This is a genomic window from Curtobacterium sp. NPDC087082, assembly GCF_044745045.1.
Taxonomy (GTDB): Bacteria; Actinomycetota; Actinomycetes; order Actinomycetales; family Microbacteriaceae; genus Curtobacterium.
In genome coordinates, this window is the sequence record NZ_JBIUZN010000002.1 from 659,122 (window position 1) to 673,836 (window position 14,715).

The window sequence follows — 14,715 nt, forward strand, 5'->3', positions numbered from 1 at the left end:
CCATCGTGGCAGACGTCAGTCGGCGGCCTGCCCCGCGGGGACGAAGGCCTGCACGTCGAGCTCCGTCACGTCCTCCGACCGGCACGCGGCGAACGCGGTGTACGGGACGAACAGGGACGCCTTCGACCCGGGCGGGTACACCCGGAAGCCGTCGGGCGAGGTGGGGTCGCACGTCGACTCCGGGTAGTTCTCCGAGTTCGTGACCTTGAGCGGTGCCACGGCCTCCTGCCCGGACGCCAGCGTGACGGTCGGGTGGGGCGCCGCACGGTCGAGCGTCGCCGCGTTGCCGATCTGCGTGCCGTTCGTGTCGCCGACGAAGGACACCCCCGGCCACCCCTGCAGCGTGCAGGTCGACGACCCGGTGTTCCGCAGGACGAGGTGGACGTACGTGCTCCCGGCAGCGCCACCGCTGCCGGCCTCGATGCTCCCGGCGAGCGAGGACGTCGCGCACGCCGAGGACCCAGCGCCCGAGGAACCACCCGAGGAACCACCCGAGGAGCCGCCGGACGATCCGCCCGACGCGCTCGGCGACGACGCCGAGCCGGACGACGCGGACGAAGGCGTCGGTGCCGACGTCGGTGTCGCCGTGACGGTCTCCGTCGTCGTGGCCGACGGGGTCGTGGTGCCGCCCGACGAGCAGCCGGCGAGCAGACCGACGGCGACGATGCCGACGGCGATGAGCAGTAGGGAACCAGCGCGACGTTGCATGAGCCAACGCAACCACCGCCCCGGGGTACACGACTCGGGTGGCGCCCAGCCGCCCCGAGGACACTCCAGGGCACGCGCCAGCGCACGAGCAACGGAGGTCGACATGGCAGGCAAGCACGAACAGGCACGCGGCGACGAGGGTCGGTCGGACGGCGTCGAGCCCCGTGCCGGGTCCTTCACGGACAGCGAGATCCCGGGCGAGCCCCCCGTGGCGTCGAACGAGCCCGCGGGCGAGTTCGTCTCGAGCGACATCCCCGGCGAGACCCGTCCCGAGGGCGGCGACGGCGAGGGCGAGTACGTCGAGTCGGACATCCCCGGCGAGGCCGAACCCACCCCGGACGGCGAGGTCGGGCACTACACCGACCGCGACCAGGTCTGACCTAGTCGATCAGCTCCGCCGCCACGAGGCGGCGGAGCGTCTCCACGCCCGCCGGCGGGCACCGGTCCGCATCCGCGGAGGTGACCCACTCGACCTCGTCCACCTCTGCCGAGGCGACCGGCGTGGCGGAGTCGAGCGCGCCTCCTGGACGGACCAGGAACAGCGCCATCGCGACCATCGTGCCCGGGGCCTGCCCGTGCGCCGGTTCGGTGACGGTGCCGAACGGCTCGACGTCGTCGGCGGTCAGCCGCAGGCCGGTCTCCTCGAAGGCTTCGCGGACGGCGGCCTCGACGTCGCTCTCGTGCGGCTCCGCCTTGCCCCCGGGCAGGTACAGGACGTCGCGCATCCGCGCGCGCACCATGAGCACGCGGCGGTCGCGCACCAGCAGCAGCGCACTGACACGCAGGGTCGCGGGGTGGCCCTGGAGGCTCAGCTCGCGTCCGCCTCGTCGGTGCGGTCGCGGTCGATCCGCTCGGGCGCGGTGCGCTCCGCGAGCGGCACGACCGGCGACGGCAGTTCCGCCTCGGGCTCGGGACGGACACCGAAGAGGGCGTCGAGCGCCCCGACGAACTCCTCGCCGCGACCGGCGCGACCGAGTTCGCGAGCGCGCACCGAGGGACGGTGGAGCAGGACGCCGACGAGGTGCCGCAGGGCGCGCTCGGTCTGCTCGGCCGAGGCGTCGTCGCCGTCCGCACGACGCTTCGCGCGGTCGATCTCGTCGTCGAGGATGTCGAAGACGTGCTTGCGGAAGGCCACGAGTGCGGGCGTCGTCGACTGCTCGAGGGCCTGGGCGCGGAAGCGGGACACGGCGTCCTCGACCATCGCGCGGGCCTCGGACTCGGCGTTCAGCTCGGCGATCGGGGCGTGGATGCTGATGGTCTCGAGGTCGAGCAGTTCGACGCCGTCGACGGCGGCCGCGTCGGGGTCCACGTTGCGGGGGAGTCCGAGGTCGATGACGATGCGCCGGACGCCGTCGTCGAGGTCGGCCGGTTCGACGACCGGGACCTCGCTCGAGGTGCAGGTGATCACGACGTCGCTCGAACCGATGGCCTGGCGGAGGTCGTGCGCGGCGACGAGGTCGTGCTTCGCGGCGAACCACGGCGCCCGGCCGGAGGGGGAGAAGACCTGGATGGTGTCGGCGCCGCGGTCGCGCAGGGCGGCGATGGTCGTCGCGGCGTAGCTGCCGGTGCCGATCAGGAGCACCCGGGTCCGGCCCCAGTCGGTCACGCGGGAGGACGCGAGCTCGAGGCCGAGCCGCACGAGCGACCGGCCGGCAGCGCCGATGCGGGTGCGGGTCTTGACGCCGCGGGAGGTGTGCGCGGCTTCCTGGAAGAGCCGCTCGAGGTCCGAGGTGGTGGTGCCGTTCGAGCGGGCGTCCTCGAGCGAGCGGCGGACCTGCCCGGAGATCTCGGTCTCGCCGACGACGACGGACTCGAGGCCGCTCGAGACGGCGAAGAGGTGCTGCACGACGTCCTTGCCGCCGAGCACGTTGACGGACCGCAGGACCTCGGCGGGGTCGAGGTCGCTCGCGGTGGCGACGGCGTCGACGGTGGCCGAGACGGCGGAGTCGCGGTCGTCGCCGGCGATGTCGAGGTAGGCCTCGAAGCGGTTGCACGTGGCGAGGACGACGGCCCCGTCCAGCACGTCGGAGTCCGTCACGAGACGGCTCGCGGCGGTCGGTGCGCCGATGCTCAGTCGCTCCAGGAGATCGAAGCTGGCGTTGCGATGCGACGCCGTGAGACAGATGAGCACGTCTTCCATGGTAACTCGCGTTGCGCCCGGCTCCCGTTCCCATCGTGCGTGCTCGGGATACGTTCCGTTCGCCGATGGGAGAATCGTGCGGTGACCGACGCATCCACGACCGCCCTCCCCGCCTCGCACCCGCTCGTCTCCGGGCGGACGTCGGGCTCGCCCCTCGTCCGGGCGCTCCGCGGCGACCGGCCGGAGACCCTGCCGGTGTGGTTCATGCGTCAGGCCGGCCGGTCCCTGCCGGAGTACCGCGAACTGCGCGTCGGCACGGCCATGCTCGACGCCTGCCTCGACCCGGCGATGGCGTCGGAGATCACGCTGCAGCCGGTCCGCCGGCACGGGGTCGACGCCGGCATCTTCTTCAGCGACATCGTCGTGCCGATCAAGCTCGCGGGCGTCGACGTCGAGATCGTCCCCGGACGCGGGCCGGTGCTGGCGTCCCCGATCCGCACCCCGGCCGACGTCGACGCGCTGGGCCAGCTCGACGCGACTGCCCTCGCCCCGATCACGGACGCCGTGGCGCGCACGGTCGAGCAGCTCGGCGACACCCCGCTCATCGGGTTCGCCGGGGCGCCCTTCACGCTCGCGGCCTACCTGGTCGAGGGCGGACCGTCGAAGGACCACATCCGCGCCCGGACGCTCATGCACTCGGACCCGGAGACCTGGTCGCGCCTGCTCGCCTGGGCCGCCGGGGTGTCGGGGGCGTTCCTCCGGGCCCAGGTGCTCGCCGGGGCCTCCGCCGCACAGCTGTTCGACTCGTGGGTGGGCTCGCTCTCCCGCGAGGACTACGTCACCCGCGTCGCACCGCACTCGGCCGACGCCCTCGCCCACGTCGCCGACCTCGGCGTCCCGCGCATCCACTTCGGCGTCGGCAGCGGCGAGGTCCTGCACGACATGACGACCTTCGGCACGGACCGGGTCGGCGTCGACGCGGTCGGCGTCGACTGGCGGCTGCCGCTCGACGAGGCCGTGCGCCGGGTCGGCACCGGGGTCACCGTGCAGGGCAACATCGACCCGGCGATGCTCTCCGCCCCGTGGGAGGTGCTCGAAGCCCACGTGCGCGACGTCGTCCGCCGCGGTGGTGCGGCCCGGGCGCACGTCGTCAACCTCGGGCACGGTGTGCCGCCGGAGACCGACCCGACCGTGCTCACCCGCATCGTGTCCCTCGTCCACGAGCTCGGGGACGGGACGGCCGCGGCGACCGGAGCGCACGCGTGACCGACGTCGTCGTGGTCGGCGGCGGGGTCGCCGGACTCGTCGCGGCGCGGGACCTGGCGAAGGGCGGCGCGCACGTCGTCCTCGTCGAGGGCTCCGGCGTGCTCGGCGGCATGGTCCGTCGGCACACCGTCGCGGGACTCGACCTCGACATGGCGGCGGACTCGTTCGCGACCCGCAACGACGCCGTCGGCCGGCTGGCGATCGAACTCGGCCTCGGCAACGAGGTCACCACGCCGGACCCGCGCGGTGCGTGGCTGATGACCCGCGACGGCCGGACGTCCCCGATCCCGCAGACCGGACTGCTCGGGATCCCGGGGAGCCCGATGGCGGCCGACGTGCTCGCGGTGGTCGGCCAGAAGGCGGCGCTCCGGGCGCAGATGGACTCCCTGCTGCCGTCCCTCGTCGGGTCGAAGGCGCCGTCGCTCGGCGAGCTGGTCCGGAAGCGCATGGGCGAGCAGGTCCTCGACGACCTGGTGGTACCGATCGTCGCCGGCGTGCACTCGACGCACCCGGACGACCTCGACCCGGACCGGGTGGCTCCCGGGCTCCGGGCGGCGCTGCTGCGCGAGGGCTCCCTCGCCCGCGCGGTCCTCGCCCTCCGGGCCCGTGCGACGGCCGGGTCCGCCGTGCAGGGCATCCGCGGCGGCACCGTGCGGCTCGTCGACGAGCTCGTGGCCGACATGGAGACCTACCGGGTCGACGTCCGCCTGCACACCCGGGCCACCGCGATCGAGGAGCACGCCGTCGAGGTCCGCACCGACGACGGCGAGACCGAGCGACTGGTGGCCGAGCACGTCCTCGCCTCGACGGCGGACCCCGCCCGCACGGCCGGACCCGTGCGCACGGGCATCGAGCTCGTGACGCTCGTGGTCGACCAGCACGAACTCGACGCGGCGCCGCGCGGTACCGGGATGCTCGTGCACCCGGACGCACCCGGGGTCCGGGCGAAGGCGATCACGCACGCGACGGTGAAGTGGCCGTGGCTGGCCGAGGCGGCCGGGGGCCGGCACGTCCTGCGGCTGAGCTACGCGACGACGGACGCGGGGGTCGCGGCGACCACCCCGGGAGCCGTGGCCGACGCGGTCGAGACCGGGAGGAGCCTCCCGGTCGACCCGTACGACGCGATCGGGACTCGCGCCGCCCAGGACGCCTCTGCCCTGCTCGGCGTGCCGATCGCGCCGTCCGCCGTCGTCGGTGCCGCACGTGTCCGGTGGCACGGTCCGGACACGACCGCCGCGGGGCTCGCCGACGGGGTCGTCGGGATCGGCGAGGCGTCGACGGGCCGGGGGCTGGCCGGCATCGTCGCGGCGGCACGGAGCGCCGCTGAGCAGATCCTGGATTCCTGAGCGGACCGCACACTGGGAGAGGGCTACTGTTGCAGGAACGCCGGACGTATTCCGTTCGGCGCATGACCACGCACACTGACCCAACGGAGGAATCGCACATGCGAGGCAAGCTCCTGTTCGTCGCCGGCGCCGCTCTCGGGTACGTCCTGGGATCGCGAGCCGGACGGGCGCGGTACGAGCAGATCAAGACCGTCAGCGGCAAGATCTGGAACAGCAACGGCGTCCAGAAGGGCGTCCACGTCGCCGAGGAATTCATCGCCGACAAGACCCCCGACGTCGCCGAGTTCGTCGGTGAGCAGACGAAGAAGGTCGTCCGCAAGGTCGGGCAGAAGAAGGACAGCCAGGCCTCATGACAGACACCCGCGACCGCAAGCCGCGTTCGCTGTTCGGCCTGGTCGGCGACGTCCCCAAGCTCGTCAAGGAGCTGGTGACGGGTGAGCTGAACCTGCTCAAGGCCGAGATGCTGACGAAGGCGAAGATCTTCGGCCTCGCCGCGGGTCTGCTCGTGGGCGCGCTCGTCATCGTCCTCTACGCGATCGGCGTGCTGCTGACCGCCGCCGTCATGGGGCTCGCGACCGTGATGCCCGCGTGGCTCGCAGCGCTCGTGATCGCCGTCGTGATGCTCATCGTCGCCGGCATCCTCGGCCTGCTCGGCTGGAAGCGCCTGAAGAAGGGGCTCCCGATCACGCCGAAGCGCACCATCGACAGCGTGAAGAACGACGTCAACGCGGTGAAGGGCCTCGGCAAGAAGCCGACCCCGCCGACCCAGTACGGCACCCGCAAGCCCGACGTCGGCGGCCGCTTCTAGCGACGACCGCCCCGTCCACCACCCCACACCCCGGAGGACCCACGTGACCGATCAGCACGACGACCTGGCCGACCGCGTCGCGTCGACCCGCGCCCAGCTGTTCGACACCCTCGACGCGATCGAGGACAAGCTCAACGTCCCGAAGCAGATCGGCATCGCCGCGTCGAAGGTCAAGCGCGGGATCGACGAGAAGCCGGTGCCGTACCTGGCCGGGCTCGCAGCGGGCGTGGCAGTGGTCGGGGGTATCGTCGTAGCGGTGCTCCGACGGCGGTAGCGCTCGCCGTCGAAAGGGGAGCGGCGTCACCTTTGTGACCGATAGGACAATGGACACATGAGTTCCACCGTGCCCACGCACGACGCACACGAGACCTCCCCCGACGGCATCGACCCCAACATGCTGACGGCCTACGCCCTGTGGGCCGTCTTCCGCCGTCCGCTCGGGCCGATCCACACGGTCGGCGACGACGCGGTGGCCGAGCTCGACGCCGTCATCGCCGCCGCTGCCGAGCGCGGCGTGACGATCCGCGGCTTCTACGACGTGTCCGGCTTCCGCGCCGACGCCGACGTGATGGTCTGGCTGCACGGCGACGACGCGCAGGCGATCCAGGCGGTGCTCCGCGAGATCCGCCGCACGGCGCTCTTCCAGGACGCCGAGCCGGTGTGGCACGTCATGGCAATGCACCGCGAAGCCGAGTTCAACAAGCGCCACACCCCCGCCTTCCTGCGCGGCAAGGAGCCAGAGGCCTGGATCACGGTCTACCCGTTCGTCCGGTCCTACGAGTGGTACCTCCTGCCGGAAGAGGAGCGCTCGAAGATGCTCCGCGACCACGGCATCGCCGGTGCGAAGTACCGCCGCGTGCTGACGAACACGATCGCCACCTTCGCGCTGAGCGACTACGAGTGGATCCTCCCGCTCGAGAGCCCGGACCTCGTCGACCTCGTCGACCTCATGCGCGACCTGCGCTACACCGAAGCCCGCATGCACGTGCGGGAAGAGGTGCCCTTCTTCACCGGTCGTCGCGTGACGACCACCGAGCTGCCGGAGGTGCTCTCGTGACCGACACCAGCATGATCACGAACGGTCAGGCCGTCCTCGCCGCGACCCCCGCGGCCGCCGACGGTCCCGAGCACGTCGAGGTCCCGGTCGCGTACGACGCGATCCTGCTCGCCGGCTTCGGCGGACCCGAGGGCCAGGACGACGTCATCCCGTTCCTGCGCAACGTCACCCGGGGCCGTGGCATCCCGGACGAGCGCCTCGAAGAGGTCGCCCACCACTACCGGCACTTCGGCGGCGTCAGCCCGATCAACGCGCAGAACCGTGCGCTCAAGGCCGCGCTCGAGGCCGAGCTGGCCTCGCGCGGCATCGACATGCCGGTCCTCTGGGGCAACCGCAACTGGGAGCCCTACCTCGAAGAGGCCTTCACCGAGGCGGCCGACAAGGGCTACAACAAGCTCATCGCGATCGCCACGAGCGCCTACTCGTCGTTCTCGAGCTGCCGCCAGTACCGCGAGGACTACGCCCGCGTGCTGTCCGAGACCGGTCTGATCGACACCATCCAGATCGACAAGGTCCGGCAGTTCTTCGACCACCCGGGCTTCGTCCGCCCGTTCGTGGACGGCGTCCGTGACGGCATGGCGCGTGCGATCGCCGAGAACGACGGCCTCGACGTCGCGACCGAGCTGCACGTGCTGTTCTCGACGCACTCGATCCCGTCGACCGACGCCGCCAAGTCCGGCCCGGACTACCGGGGCTTCGACGAGCACGGCGCGTACGAGGCCCAGCACCTCGCCGTCGCGCAGGTCGTCCTCGACCAGGCGTGGGCGGAGCTGCTCGAGCAGCCCGAGCACGCGTCGCTCCGCGGCACGAGCACGCCGCCGTGGAAGCTCGTGTACCAGTCGCGGTCGGGCCCCCCGACGCAGCCGTGGCTCGAGCCCGACATCAACGACTACATGAACGAGGAGCTCAAGGGCGGCCCGACCCGCGCCGTGCTCATCGTCCCGCTCGGCTTCGTGAGCGACCACATGGAGGTCATGTGGGACCTCGACGAAGAGGCCACCGAGACCGCTCAGGAGCTCGGCTTCTGGTCGGTGCGCACGCAGACCCCGGGTGTCGACCCGGCCTACGTCTCCGGTCTGGTGGACCTCGTCCTCGAGCGTGTCAACGGCACCCCGACGAGCGAGCGCCCGCACCTGACCGACCTCGGTCCCTGGTACGACGTCTGCCGTCCGGGGTGCTGCGAGAACGTGCGCGCCGGGTTCAAGCCCGCCGCGGCCGGACTCGCCCCGTGACCGACGCGTCCGCGCCGACCGGCAGCTCCGACGGCCCGGCCCCGATCCGGCTCGGCACCCGTGCCAGCCGGCTCGCGGTCGCCCAGTCGCAGGACGTCGCCGACCGCTTGGCGACGGCGTCCGGTCGACCGGTCGAGCTCGTCACGGTCACGAGCGAGGGCGACACGAACCGCGCCTCGCTCGCGAGCCTCGGCGGCACGGGCGTGTTCGCCAGCGCGCTCCGCGAAGCACTCGTCGCGGGCGAGGTCGACGTCCTCGTGCACTCCCTCAAGGACCTCCCGACCGCGCCGTACCCGGGGCTGACGATCGCCGCGGTGCCGAAGCGTGCCGACGCCCGAGACGTCCTCGTCGCCCGGAACGCCGCGACCATCGAGACCCTGCCCGAGGGCGCGAAGGTCGGCACGGGTTCGCCCCGCCGCGTCGCGCAGCTCAAGGCCAAGCGGCCCGACCTCGACGTGGTGGACATCCGTGGGAACATCGACACCCGCCTCGGACGCGTGGACGACGACCTCGACGCGGTGGTCCTCGCCGCCGCCGGCCTGACGCGCATCGACCGGCTCGACGCGGCGACCGAGCTGCTCGACCTCGGCTTCTGGCCGAGTGCCCCCGGGCAGGGAGCGCTCGCGATCGAGACCCGCGCGGACGAGACGGACCGGAACCTCCTCGCGGCCCTGCGGAAGATCGAGCACGCGCCGACCCGACTGACCGTGTCCGCCGAGCGCGAGGTGCTCGCGAAGCTCGAGGCCGGGTGCTCCGCCCCGATCGGTGCCACCGCGATCGTCGACGCCGAGATGCTCCTCGTCTCCGCGACGGTCTACCGGCCCGACGGCTCCGAGTACCGCACCGCATCACACGCCGCCGTGCTCGACGGCTCCGCACAGGACCGCCTGACCGAGGCGCTCGAGCTCGGTGGCCGGGTCGCCGCCGAACTGCTCGAGAACGGTGCGGCCGACCTGGCGGACCTCGCGACCTCGGCGGAGTAGGCGGTCGCCACGCACCCCGACGTCAGCACCGCGGACGCGGCACGACAGCCGGTCGTCCTGGTCCCGCGCGGCGGGGCGTGGGGTGACCGGGTCGCCGCGGCCGCCCGCGAGCGCGGGCTCGACCCGCTCGTCGTCCCGCTGATCGCGGACGCGGCACCCACGGATCGGTCCGCCCTCGAGGCTGCGGTCGACCGGTTGATCGCGTCCGGCGGGTCCAGGAGGCACGACGCACCACCGCCGGCCGGGTCCGGTCCGCAGTCGGCGAGTGGGCAGGACGCGCCGTCGGCGAGCGGGCAGGACACGCCGTCGGCCGGTCGGCGAGCGGGCGGAACCGGCCGCCCGGCCGCGTCGACCGAGCCGGATCGTGCCCATTCGGGAGCGGCGGCAGACGGCACCGCCCGCACCGACGGCACCGGCGGCACCGACGGCACCGGCGGCACCGACGGCACCGGCGGCACCGACGGCACCGGCGGCACCGACGGCACCGGCGGCACCGACGTGGCCGGGTACGCGTGGATGGTGGTGACCAGTGCGACGGCCGTGCGCGTGGTCGCGGAACGGGTGGCGCGCCTCCCGTCCGACCTGCGGGTGGCGGCGGTCGGCGAGCCGACCGCCCGTGCCGCGCGTGCTGCGGGCTGGGTCGTCGACCTGGTGCCGTCCGAGTCCTCGGGCGCCGCGCTCGCCCACGCGCTGCCGGACACCTCCGGCACTGTCCTCTTCCCACGCTCGGACCTCGCTGCCCCGACCGTCGTCGACACCCTGCGCGCCCGCGGGATCGACGTGGACGACGTGGTCGCGTACCGTACCGTGGGGACCGGCGACGAGCCGGTCGTCCTCGACTCCCCGCCCGCCGCCGTGCTCGTGACGAGCGGCAGCGTCGCTCGCGAGATCGCCCGGCGGATGACCCCGCTCGACCCCCGCACCGTGGTCGCGTGCATCGGACCCGGGACCGCTGCCGAAGCCCGCGCCGCCGGCCTGCCCGTGCACGTGGTCGCCCGGACCCGATCCGCAGAAGCCCTGCTCGACGCCGTCGTCGAGTCCCTGAACCCCACCGCCCCGAACAGGAAGGCACCGAAGTGACCGGCCGTTTCCCCCAGGTCCGCCCCCGACGACTCCGCGCGACCGGCGCGATGCGTCGACTCGTCGCCGAGACCCGGCTCCACCCCGCCGAGCTCGTGCTGCCGATGTTCATCCGCGAGGGGGCGACCGAGGCGATCGACATCACGAGCATGCCCGGGGTCCAGCAGCACTCGCTCGACTCGTTCCGCCGTGCCCTGCACGAGGCGGCGTCGGTCGGGATCGGCGGCGTGAACCTGTTCGGCGTGCCGACGTCGAAGGACGCGCTGGGATCCGGCGCGACCGACCCGGACGGCATCCTCAACGTCGCGATCCGCGTCGCGCGCGAGGAGGTCGGCGACGCCCTCGTCGTGCAGTCCGACCTGTGCCTCGACGAGTTCACCGACCACGGGCACTGCGGCGTCCTGGCCGCGGACGGCTCGGTCGACAACGACGCCACACTCGAGCGGTACCGCGACATGGCGGTCGTGCAGGCCGAGGCCGGCGCCGAGCTCGTCTGCATGAGCGGCATGATGGACGGCCAGATCGCCGCCGCACGGGACGCGCTGGACGCGGCCGGGCACAGCGGCACGGCGCTGCTGGCGTACGCGGCCAAGTACGCGAGCGCGTTCTACGGTCCCTTCCGCGAGGCCGTCGACTCCTCGCTCGTGGGCGACCGCCGCACGTACCAGATCGACGCCGCGAACGGTCGGCAGGGCCTCCGCGAGGTCGAGCAGGACATCGCCGAGGGTGCCGACATCGTCATGGTGAAGCCGGCGATGAGCTACCTCGACGTGCTGGCCGAGACCGCACGCACCTCGCCGGTGCCGGTCTGGGCGTACCAGATCTCCGGGGAGTACGCGATGATCACCGCAGCCGCGCAGAACGGCTGGATCGACCGCGACGCCGCGGCGATGGAGGCGCTCGTCGGCATCAAGCGCGCCGGCGCCGACGCGATCCTCACCTACTTCGCGGTCGACATCGCTCGCAAGCTCAACGAGGAGGCGGGACTCCGCACCTCCGGCAGCACCAGTGCCGTGGACGGCATCGCCTCGACCGGGAAGGCCCCAGAATGACCACGAACGACCAGCTCTTCGGCCGCGCGAAGAACAGCATCCCCGGCGGGGTCAACTCGCCGGTCCGGGCGTACGGCTCCGTCGGCGGGACGCCCCGCTTCCTGACGAGCGCGAAGGGTGCCTACGTCACCGACGCCGAGGGGCGGGAGTACGTCGACCTCGTCGCCTCGTGGGGGCCCGCGATCCTCGGGCACGCCCACCCCGCGACGGTCGAGGCCGTGCAGCAGGCGGCGGCGCGCGGGCTGAGCTTCGGGGCGTCGACCCCGGGGGAGACCGAACTCGCCGAGCTCGTGAAGCAGCGGGTGTCGGTGGACGGCGACGGCCCGATCGAGAAGCTCCGCATGGTGTCCACGGGCACCGAGGCGACGATGACCGCGATCCGGCTCGCCCGCGGGTACACCGGCCGCGACCTGCTCGTGAAGTTCGCCGGGCACTACCACGGCCATTCGGACTCCCTGCTGGCCGAGGCCGGTTCGGGTGTTGCCACGCTCGCGCTCCCCGGCAGTGCCGGCATCACCGCCGAGACCGCCGCGCAGACCCTGGTGCTGCCCTACAACGACCTCGATGCCGTCCGTCGCGCGTTCGACGAGCACTCCGAGCGCATCGCGGGCGTGATCGTCGAGGCAGCGGCCGCGAACATGGGGGTCCTCGCCCCCGAGCGTGGGTTCAACCGCGCCCTGGCGCAGATCGTGCAGGCGCACGGCGCGCTGCTCATCGTCGACGAGGTCCTGACCGGCTTCCGGGTGGGCTCCGCCGGGTGGTGGGGCCTCGAGGCGTCGAAGGTCGTGCCGGACGGCGCCGGGTGGAAGCCCGACCTCGTCACGTTCGGCAAGGTCATCGGCGGCGGCATGCCCCTCGCCGCACTCGGTGGTCGGCGCGAGGTCATGGACTACCTCGCCCCGCTCGGCCCCGTCTACCAGGCGGGCACGCTCTCGGGGAACCCGCTCGCCGTCGCCGCGGGCATCGCCACGCTGCGGGCCGCGACGCCCGAGGTCTACGCGCACCTCGACCGGACCGCGGCGACCATCGCGACGGCGACGAGCGACGCCCTGTCCGCCGAGGGCGTCGCCCACACCGTCCAGCACGCCGGGAACCTCTTCTCGTTCGCGTTCACCGAGACCGCCCCGCGGAACTACGACGACGTCCGAGCGCAGGAGGCGTTCCGGTACGCGCCGTTCTTCCACGCCATGCTCGACTCGGGGGTGACCCTGCCGCCGAGCGTCTTCGAGGCGTGGTTCGTCACGGCGGCGCACGACGAGCGGGCCGTCGGACGGGTGCTCGACGCACTCCCCGCCGCGGCGAAGGCGGCCGCGCGCGCCACGGCGTGACGCCACCACCTACCTGACGTCAGGCGCGGGTCGGGCCGGACCCGCGCCTCCCGTCCGCCGCACCCGGCGGTGTGCCGCGTGCGCTGGTTGGATGGCGACATGCAACTCGCCGAGGCCCTCATCGAGCGCGCCGACCTGCAGAAGCGCATCGAGCAGCTGCGCTCGCGGATCGCCGCCAACGCCCGCTACCAGGAGGGCGAGGAGCCCGACGAGGACGCGGCGTCCCTGCTCGCCGAGGCCGAGCGGGCCGTCGACGACCTCGAGGTGCTGCTCGCCCGGATCAACGCGACGAACGCGTCCACCCGGCTGGCCTCGGGCGAGACCGTCACGACGCTCCTCGCACGCCGGGACGCCCTGCGCCTCCGGCACGCGCTCGTGACCGGCGCCGCGGACGCGACCGCGGGCGGAGGCGGCGGGTACCGACAGCTCCGCAGCGAGCTCCGCACGTTCGCCGCCCTGCCGACCGCGACGCTGCGGTCCCGGGCGGACGACCTCGCCAAGGAGCTCCGCGAGCTCGACGCGACCATCCAGCGCAGCAACTGGGAGGTGGCGCTCCTGGAGACGACGGACTGATCGGACGGGCGGTGCGTCGGTAGGCGGACCGGGGCGGGTACGGACCCGACGGACCGGCGGGCAAACCGGTCCTCATGTGGCGCAGTGGGCAGCGCCGTGGCGCGAGCCGGCACAACGCAGCCCAGCACCGCGCACCGGCGACGGGGCACGAGGCACCACGCATCACCGCGTACCGACCGGATCGCCGAGGGTGGGACAGGGGACAGCACCGCCCCGGAGTCCGTTGTGCCGCGACTCAGGACGCGCGGCGGGTCGGGTGTGGTGCGCAGCGTGACGACGAGTGCTCGTGGTCCACCGTGCGCAGTCGTCGTCAGGGCGCGCAGTCGCGGGCTGGGAGGCGCGGGCGCGGGTCGGGAGGCGCGGGTCGGCTCCGGCGTGCGGGCGGCGCACCGCGCGCCGCGGCTCAGGACGCGCGGCGGGCGGCCCAGCGTCCCTCGGCCCGGAGGATAGCGAGCGGGAAGTCGAAGGCGTGCGAGACCGCCGACGACGTGATGACCTCGTCCGAGGTGCCCTGGGCGACCGCGACGCCGTCGCGCAGCAGCATCGCGTGCGAGGTCGACGCGGGCAGGTCCTCGAGGTGGTGCGTCACCATCACGCTCCCGAGCTCGGGGTGCCGGTGGCGCAGGGCGTCGACGGTCTCGAGCAGGTGTTCGCGCGCGGCGACGTCGAGTCCGGTCGCCGGTTCGTCGAGCAGGAGCAGCTGCGGCTCGGACATGAGCGCCCGGGCGATGAGCGTCCGTCCGCGCTCGCCCTGCGACAGGACCGGCCAGCGGGCGTCCCGACGCGCGGTCAGACCGACGTCGGCGATGTGCTGCTCGGCGGTGGCCACCTGCGCGGGCGTCGGCTCCCACCGCATCATGAGGTCGGTCGTGCCGGTGAGCCCGGTGAGCACGGTCTCGAGGACGGTCAACGGCGAGAGCATCCGGTGGCGGGGGTCGACGTGCCCGATGTGCTCGCGGAGCTCCCGGACGTCGACGCGTCCGAGTCGCCGGCCGAGCAGTTCGACGGTGCCGGCCGTCGGGTGCCCGGTGGCGCCGAGGACCGCGAGCAGCGTCGACTTCCCCGCACCGTTCGGCCCGAGGAGCGCCCAGTGCTCCCCGCGCCGGACGGTCAGGTCGATGTCGTGCAGGAGGTCCCGGCCGGACCGGGTCACCCGGACCCCGGCCGCTCGGATGAGGACGTCGTCGTTGCTGCTCACGCGT

General features: G+C 73.3%; 17 protein-coding genes. 13 read left to right on the top strand and 4 right to left on the bottom strand.

Going from position 1 to position 14,715, the window contains the following annotated elements; all coding sequences use genetic code 11:
* Window positions 1–15: 15 nt before the first annotated feature.
* Window positions 16–708: a DUF4232 domain-containing protein gene (locus ACIPEP_RS08570; protein ID WP_402717012.1), complete on the bottom strand. Its 693-nt coding sequence runs from the start codon at window positions 706–708 to the stop codon at window positions 16–18.
* Between the two features lie 103 nt (window positions 709–811).
* Between ACIPEP_RS08570 and ACIPEP_RS08575 the strand changes: the two genes are divergently transcribed.
* Entirely contained in the window at window positions 812–1,087 is a 276-nt protein-coding gene (locus ACIPEP_RS08575) for a hypothetical protein (protein ID WP_071294322.1), read from the top strand.
* Window position 1,088: 1 nt separating this feature from the next.
* Here the strand turns inward: ACIPEP_RS08575 and ACIPEP_RS08580 are convergent, their stop codons facing one another.
* Entirely contained in the window at window positions 1,089–1,520 is a 432-nt protein-coding gene (locus ACIPEP_RS08580) for an NUDIX domain-containing protein (RefSeq protein WP_402717072.1), read from the bottom strand.
* Window positions 1,517–2,839, bottom strand: coding sequence for a glutamyl-tRNA reductase (locus tag ACIPEP_RS08585; RefSeq protein ID WP_402717013.1), 1,323 nt, complete (start codon window positions 2,837–2,839; stop codon window positions 1,517–1,519). The genes ACIPEP_RS08580 and ACIPEP_RS08585 overlap by 4 nt, the downstream gene beginning before the upstream one ends.
* A gap of 90 nt (window positions 2,840–2,929) precedes the next feature.
* Between ACIPEP_RS08585 and hemE the strand changes: the two genes are divergently transcribed.
* From hemE to ACIPEP_RS08645, 12 genes are all read left to right on the top strand, one after another.
* On the top strand, window positions 2,930–4,054 hold the full coding sequence (gene hemE, locus ACIPEP_RS08590) for a uroporphyrinogen decarboxylase (RefSeq protein WP_402717014.1): 1,125 nt from the start codon (window positions 2,930–2,932) through the stop codon (window positions 4,052–4,054).
* Window positions 4,051–5,400, top strand: coding sequence for a protoporphyrinogen/coproporphyrinogen oxidase (locus ACIPEP_RS08595; protein WP_402717015.1), 1,350 nt, complete (start codon window positions 4,051–4,053; stop codon window positions 5,398–5,400). The genes hemE and ACIPEP_RS08595 overlap by 4 nt, the downstream gene beginning before the upstream one ends.
* Window positions 5,401–5,498: 98 nt before the next feature.
* A complete protein-coding gene (locus tag ACIPEP_RS08600; RefSeq protein WP_070417359.1) occupies window positions 5,499–5,753 on the top strand; it encodes a hypothetical protein in 255 nt (84 codons plus the stop codon).
* Window positions 5,750–6,208, top strand: a complete 459-nt coding sequence (locus tag ACIPEP_RS08605) for a phage holin family protein (protein ID WP_071294325.1) — start codon at window positions 5,750–5,752, stop codon at window positions 6,206–6,208. Before ACIPEP_RS08600 ends, ACIPEP_RS08605 begins: the two co-directional genes overlap by 4 nt.
* A 43-nt stretch (window positions 6,209–6,251) precedes the next feature.
* Window positions 6,252–6,482: a DUF3618 domain-containing protein gene (locus tag ACIPEP_RS08610; RefSeq protein WP_070417357.1), complete on the top strand. Its 231-nt coding sequence runs from the start codon at window positions 6,252–6,254 to the stop codon at window positions 6,480–6,482.
* A gap of 57 nt (window positions 6,483–6,539) precedes the next feature.
* Complete coding sequence (hemQ, locus tag ACIPEP_RS08615; protein ID WP_402717016.1) at window positions 6,540–7,265, top strand: hydrogen peroxide-dependent heme synthase; 726 nt, start codon at window positions 6,540–6,542, stop codon at window positions 7,263–7,265.
* Window positions 7,262–8,497, top strand: coding sequence for a ferrochelatase (locus tag ACIPEP_RS08620; RefSeq protein ID WP_374930692.1), 1,236 nt, complete (start codon window positions 7,262–7,264; stop codon window positions 8,495–8,497). Before hemQ ends, ACIPEP_RS08620 begins: the two co-directional genes overlap by 4 nt.
* Window positions 8,494–9,480: a hydroxymethylbilane synthase gene (gene hemC, locus ACIPEP_RS08625; protein WP_402717017.1), complete on the top strand. Its 987-nt coding sequence runs from the start codon at window positions 8,494–8,496 to the stop codon at window positions 9,478–9,480. Before ACIPEP_RS08620 ends, hemC begins: the two co-directional genes overlap by 4 nt.
* A 195-nt stretch (window positions 9,481–9,675) precedes the next feature.
* Window positions 9,676–10,560 (top strand): uroporphyrinogen-III synthase, encoded by an 885-nt coding sequence (locus tag ACIPEP_RS08630; protein WP_402717018.1) that lies wholly within the window; start codon window positions 9,676–9,678, stop codon window positions 10,558–10,560.
* Between the two features lie 50 nt (window positions 10,561–10,610).
* Entirely contained in the window at window positions 10,611–11,612 is a 1,002-nt protein-coding gene (gene hemB, locus ACIPEP_RS08635) for a porphobilinogen synthase (RefSeq protein WP_402717073.1), read from the top strand.
* Window positions 11,609–12,940, top strand: a complete 1,332-nt coding sequence (hemL, locus tag ACIPEP_RS08640; RefSeq protein ID WP_402717019.1) for a glutamate-1-semialdehyde 2,1-aminomutase — start codon at window positions 11,609–11,611, stop codon at window positions 12,938–12,940. Before hemB ends, hemL begins: the two co-directional genes overlap by 4 nt.
* Before the next feature lie 99 nt (window positions 12,941–13,039).
* Window positions 13,040–13,513 (top strand): DIP1984 family protein, encoded by a 474-nt coding sequence (locus ACIPEP_RS08645; protein WP_092385751.1) that lies wholly within the window; start codon window positions 13,040–13,042, stop codon window positions 13,511–13,513.
* Between the two features lie 403 nt (window positions 13,514–13,916).
* On the opposite strand, the gene ACIPEP_RS08650 is transcribed toward ACIPEP_RS08645, so the two are convergent.
* Complete coding sequence (locus tag ACIPEP_RS08650; protein WP_261645791.1) at window positions 13,917–14,711, bottom strand: ABC transporter ATP-binding protein; 795 nt, start codon at window positions 14,709–14,711, stop codon at window positions 13,917–13,919.
* Between the last annotated feature and the right edge of the window lie 4 nt (window positions 14,712–14,715).

Coding starts and splice junctions, on each gene's coding strand:
- hemB (WP_402717073.1), top strand. CDS start 10,611: ATGCGTCGACTCGTCGCCGAGACCCGGCTCCACCCCGCCGAGCTCGTG.
- ACIPEP_RS08645 (WP_092385751.1), top strand. CDS start 13,040: ATGCAACTCGCCGAGGCCCTCATCGAGCGCGCCGACCTGCAGAAGCGC.
- hemQ (WP_402717016.1), top strand. CDS start 6,540: ATGAGTTCCACCGTGCCCACGCACGACGCACACGAGACCTCCCCCGAC.
- ACIPEP_RS08575 (WP_071294322.1), top strand. CDS start 812: ATGGCAGGCAAGCACGAACAGGCACGCGGCGACGAGGGTCGGTCGGAC.
- hemL (WP_402717019.1), top strand. CDS start 11,609: ATGACCACGAACGACCAGCTCTTCGGCCGCGCGAAGAACAGCATCCCC.
- ACIPEP_RS08570 (WP_402717012.1), bottom strand. CDS start 708: ATGCAACGTCGCGCTGGTTCCCTACTGCTCATCGCCGTCGGCATCGTC.
- ACIPEP_RS08600 (WP_070417359.1), top strand. CDS start 5,499: ATGCGAGGCAAGCTCCTGTTCGTCGCCGGCGCCGCTCTCGGGTACGTC.
- ACIPEP_RS08605 (WP_071294325.1), top strand. CDS start 5,750: ATGACAGACACCCGCGACCGCAAGCCGCGTTCGCTGTTCGGCCTGGTC.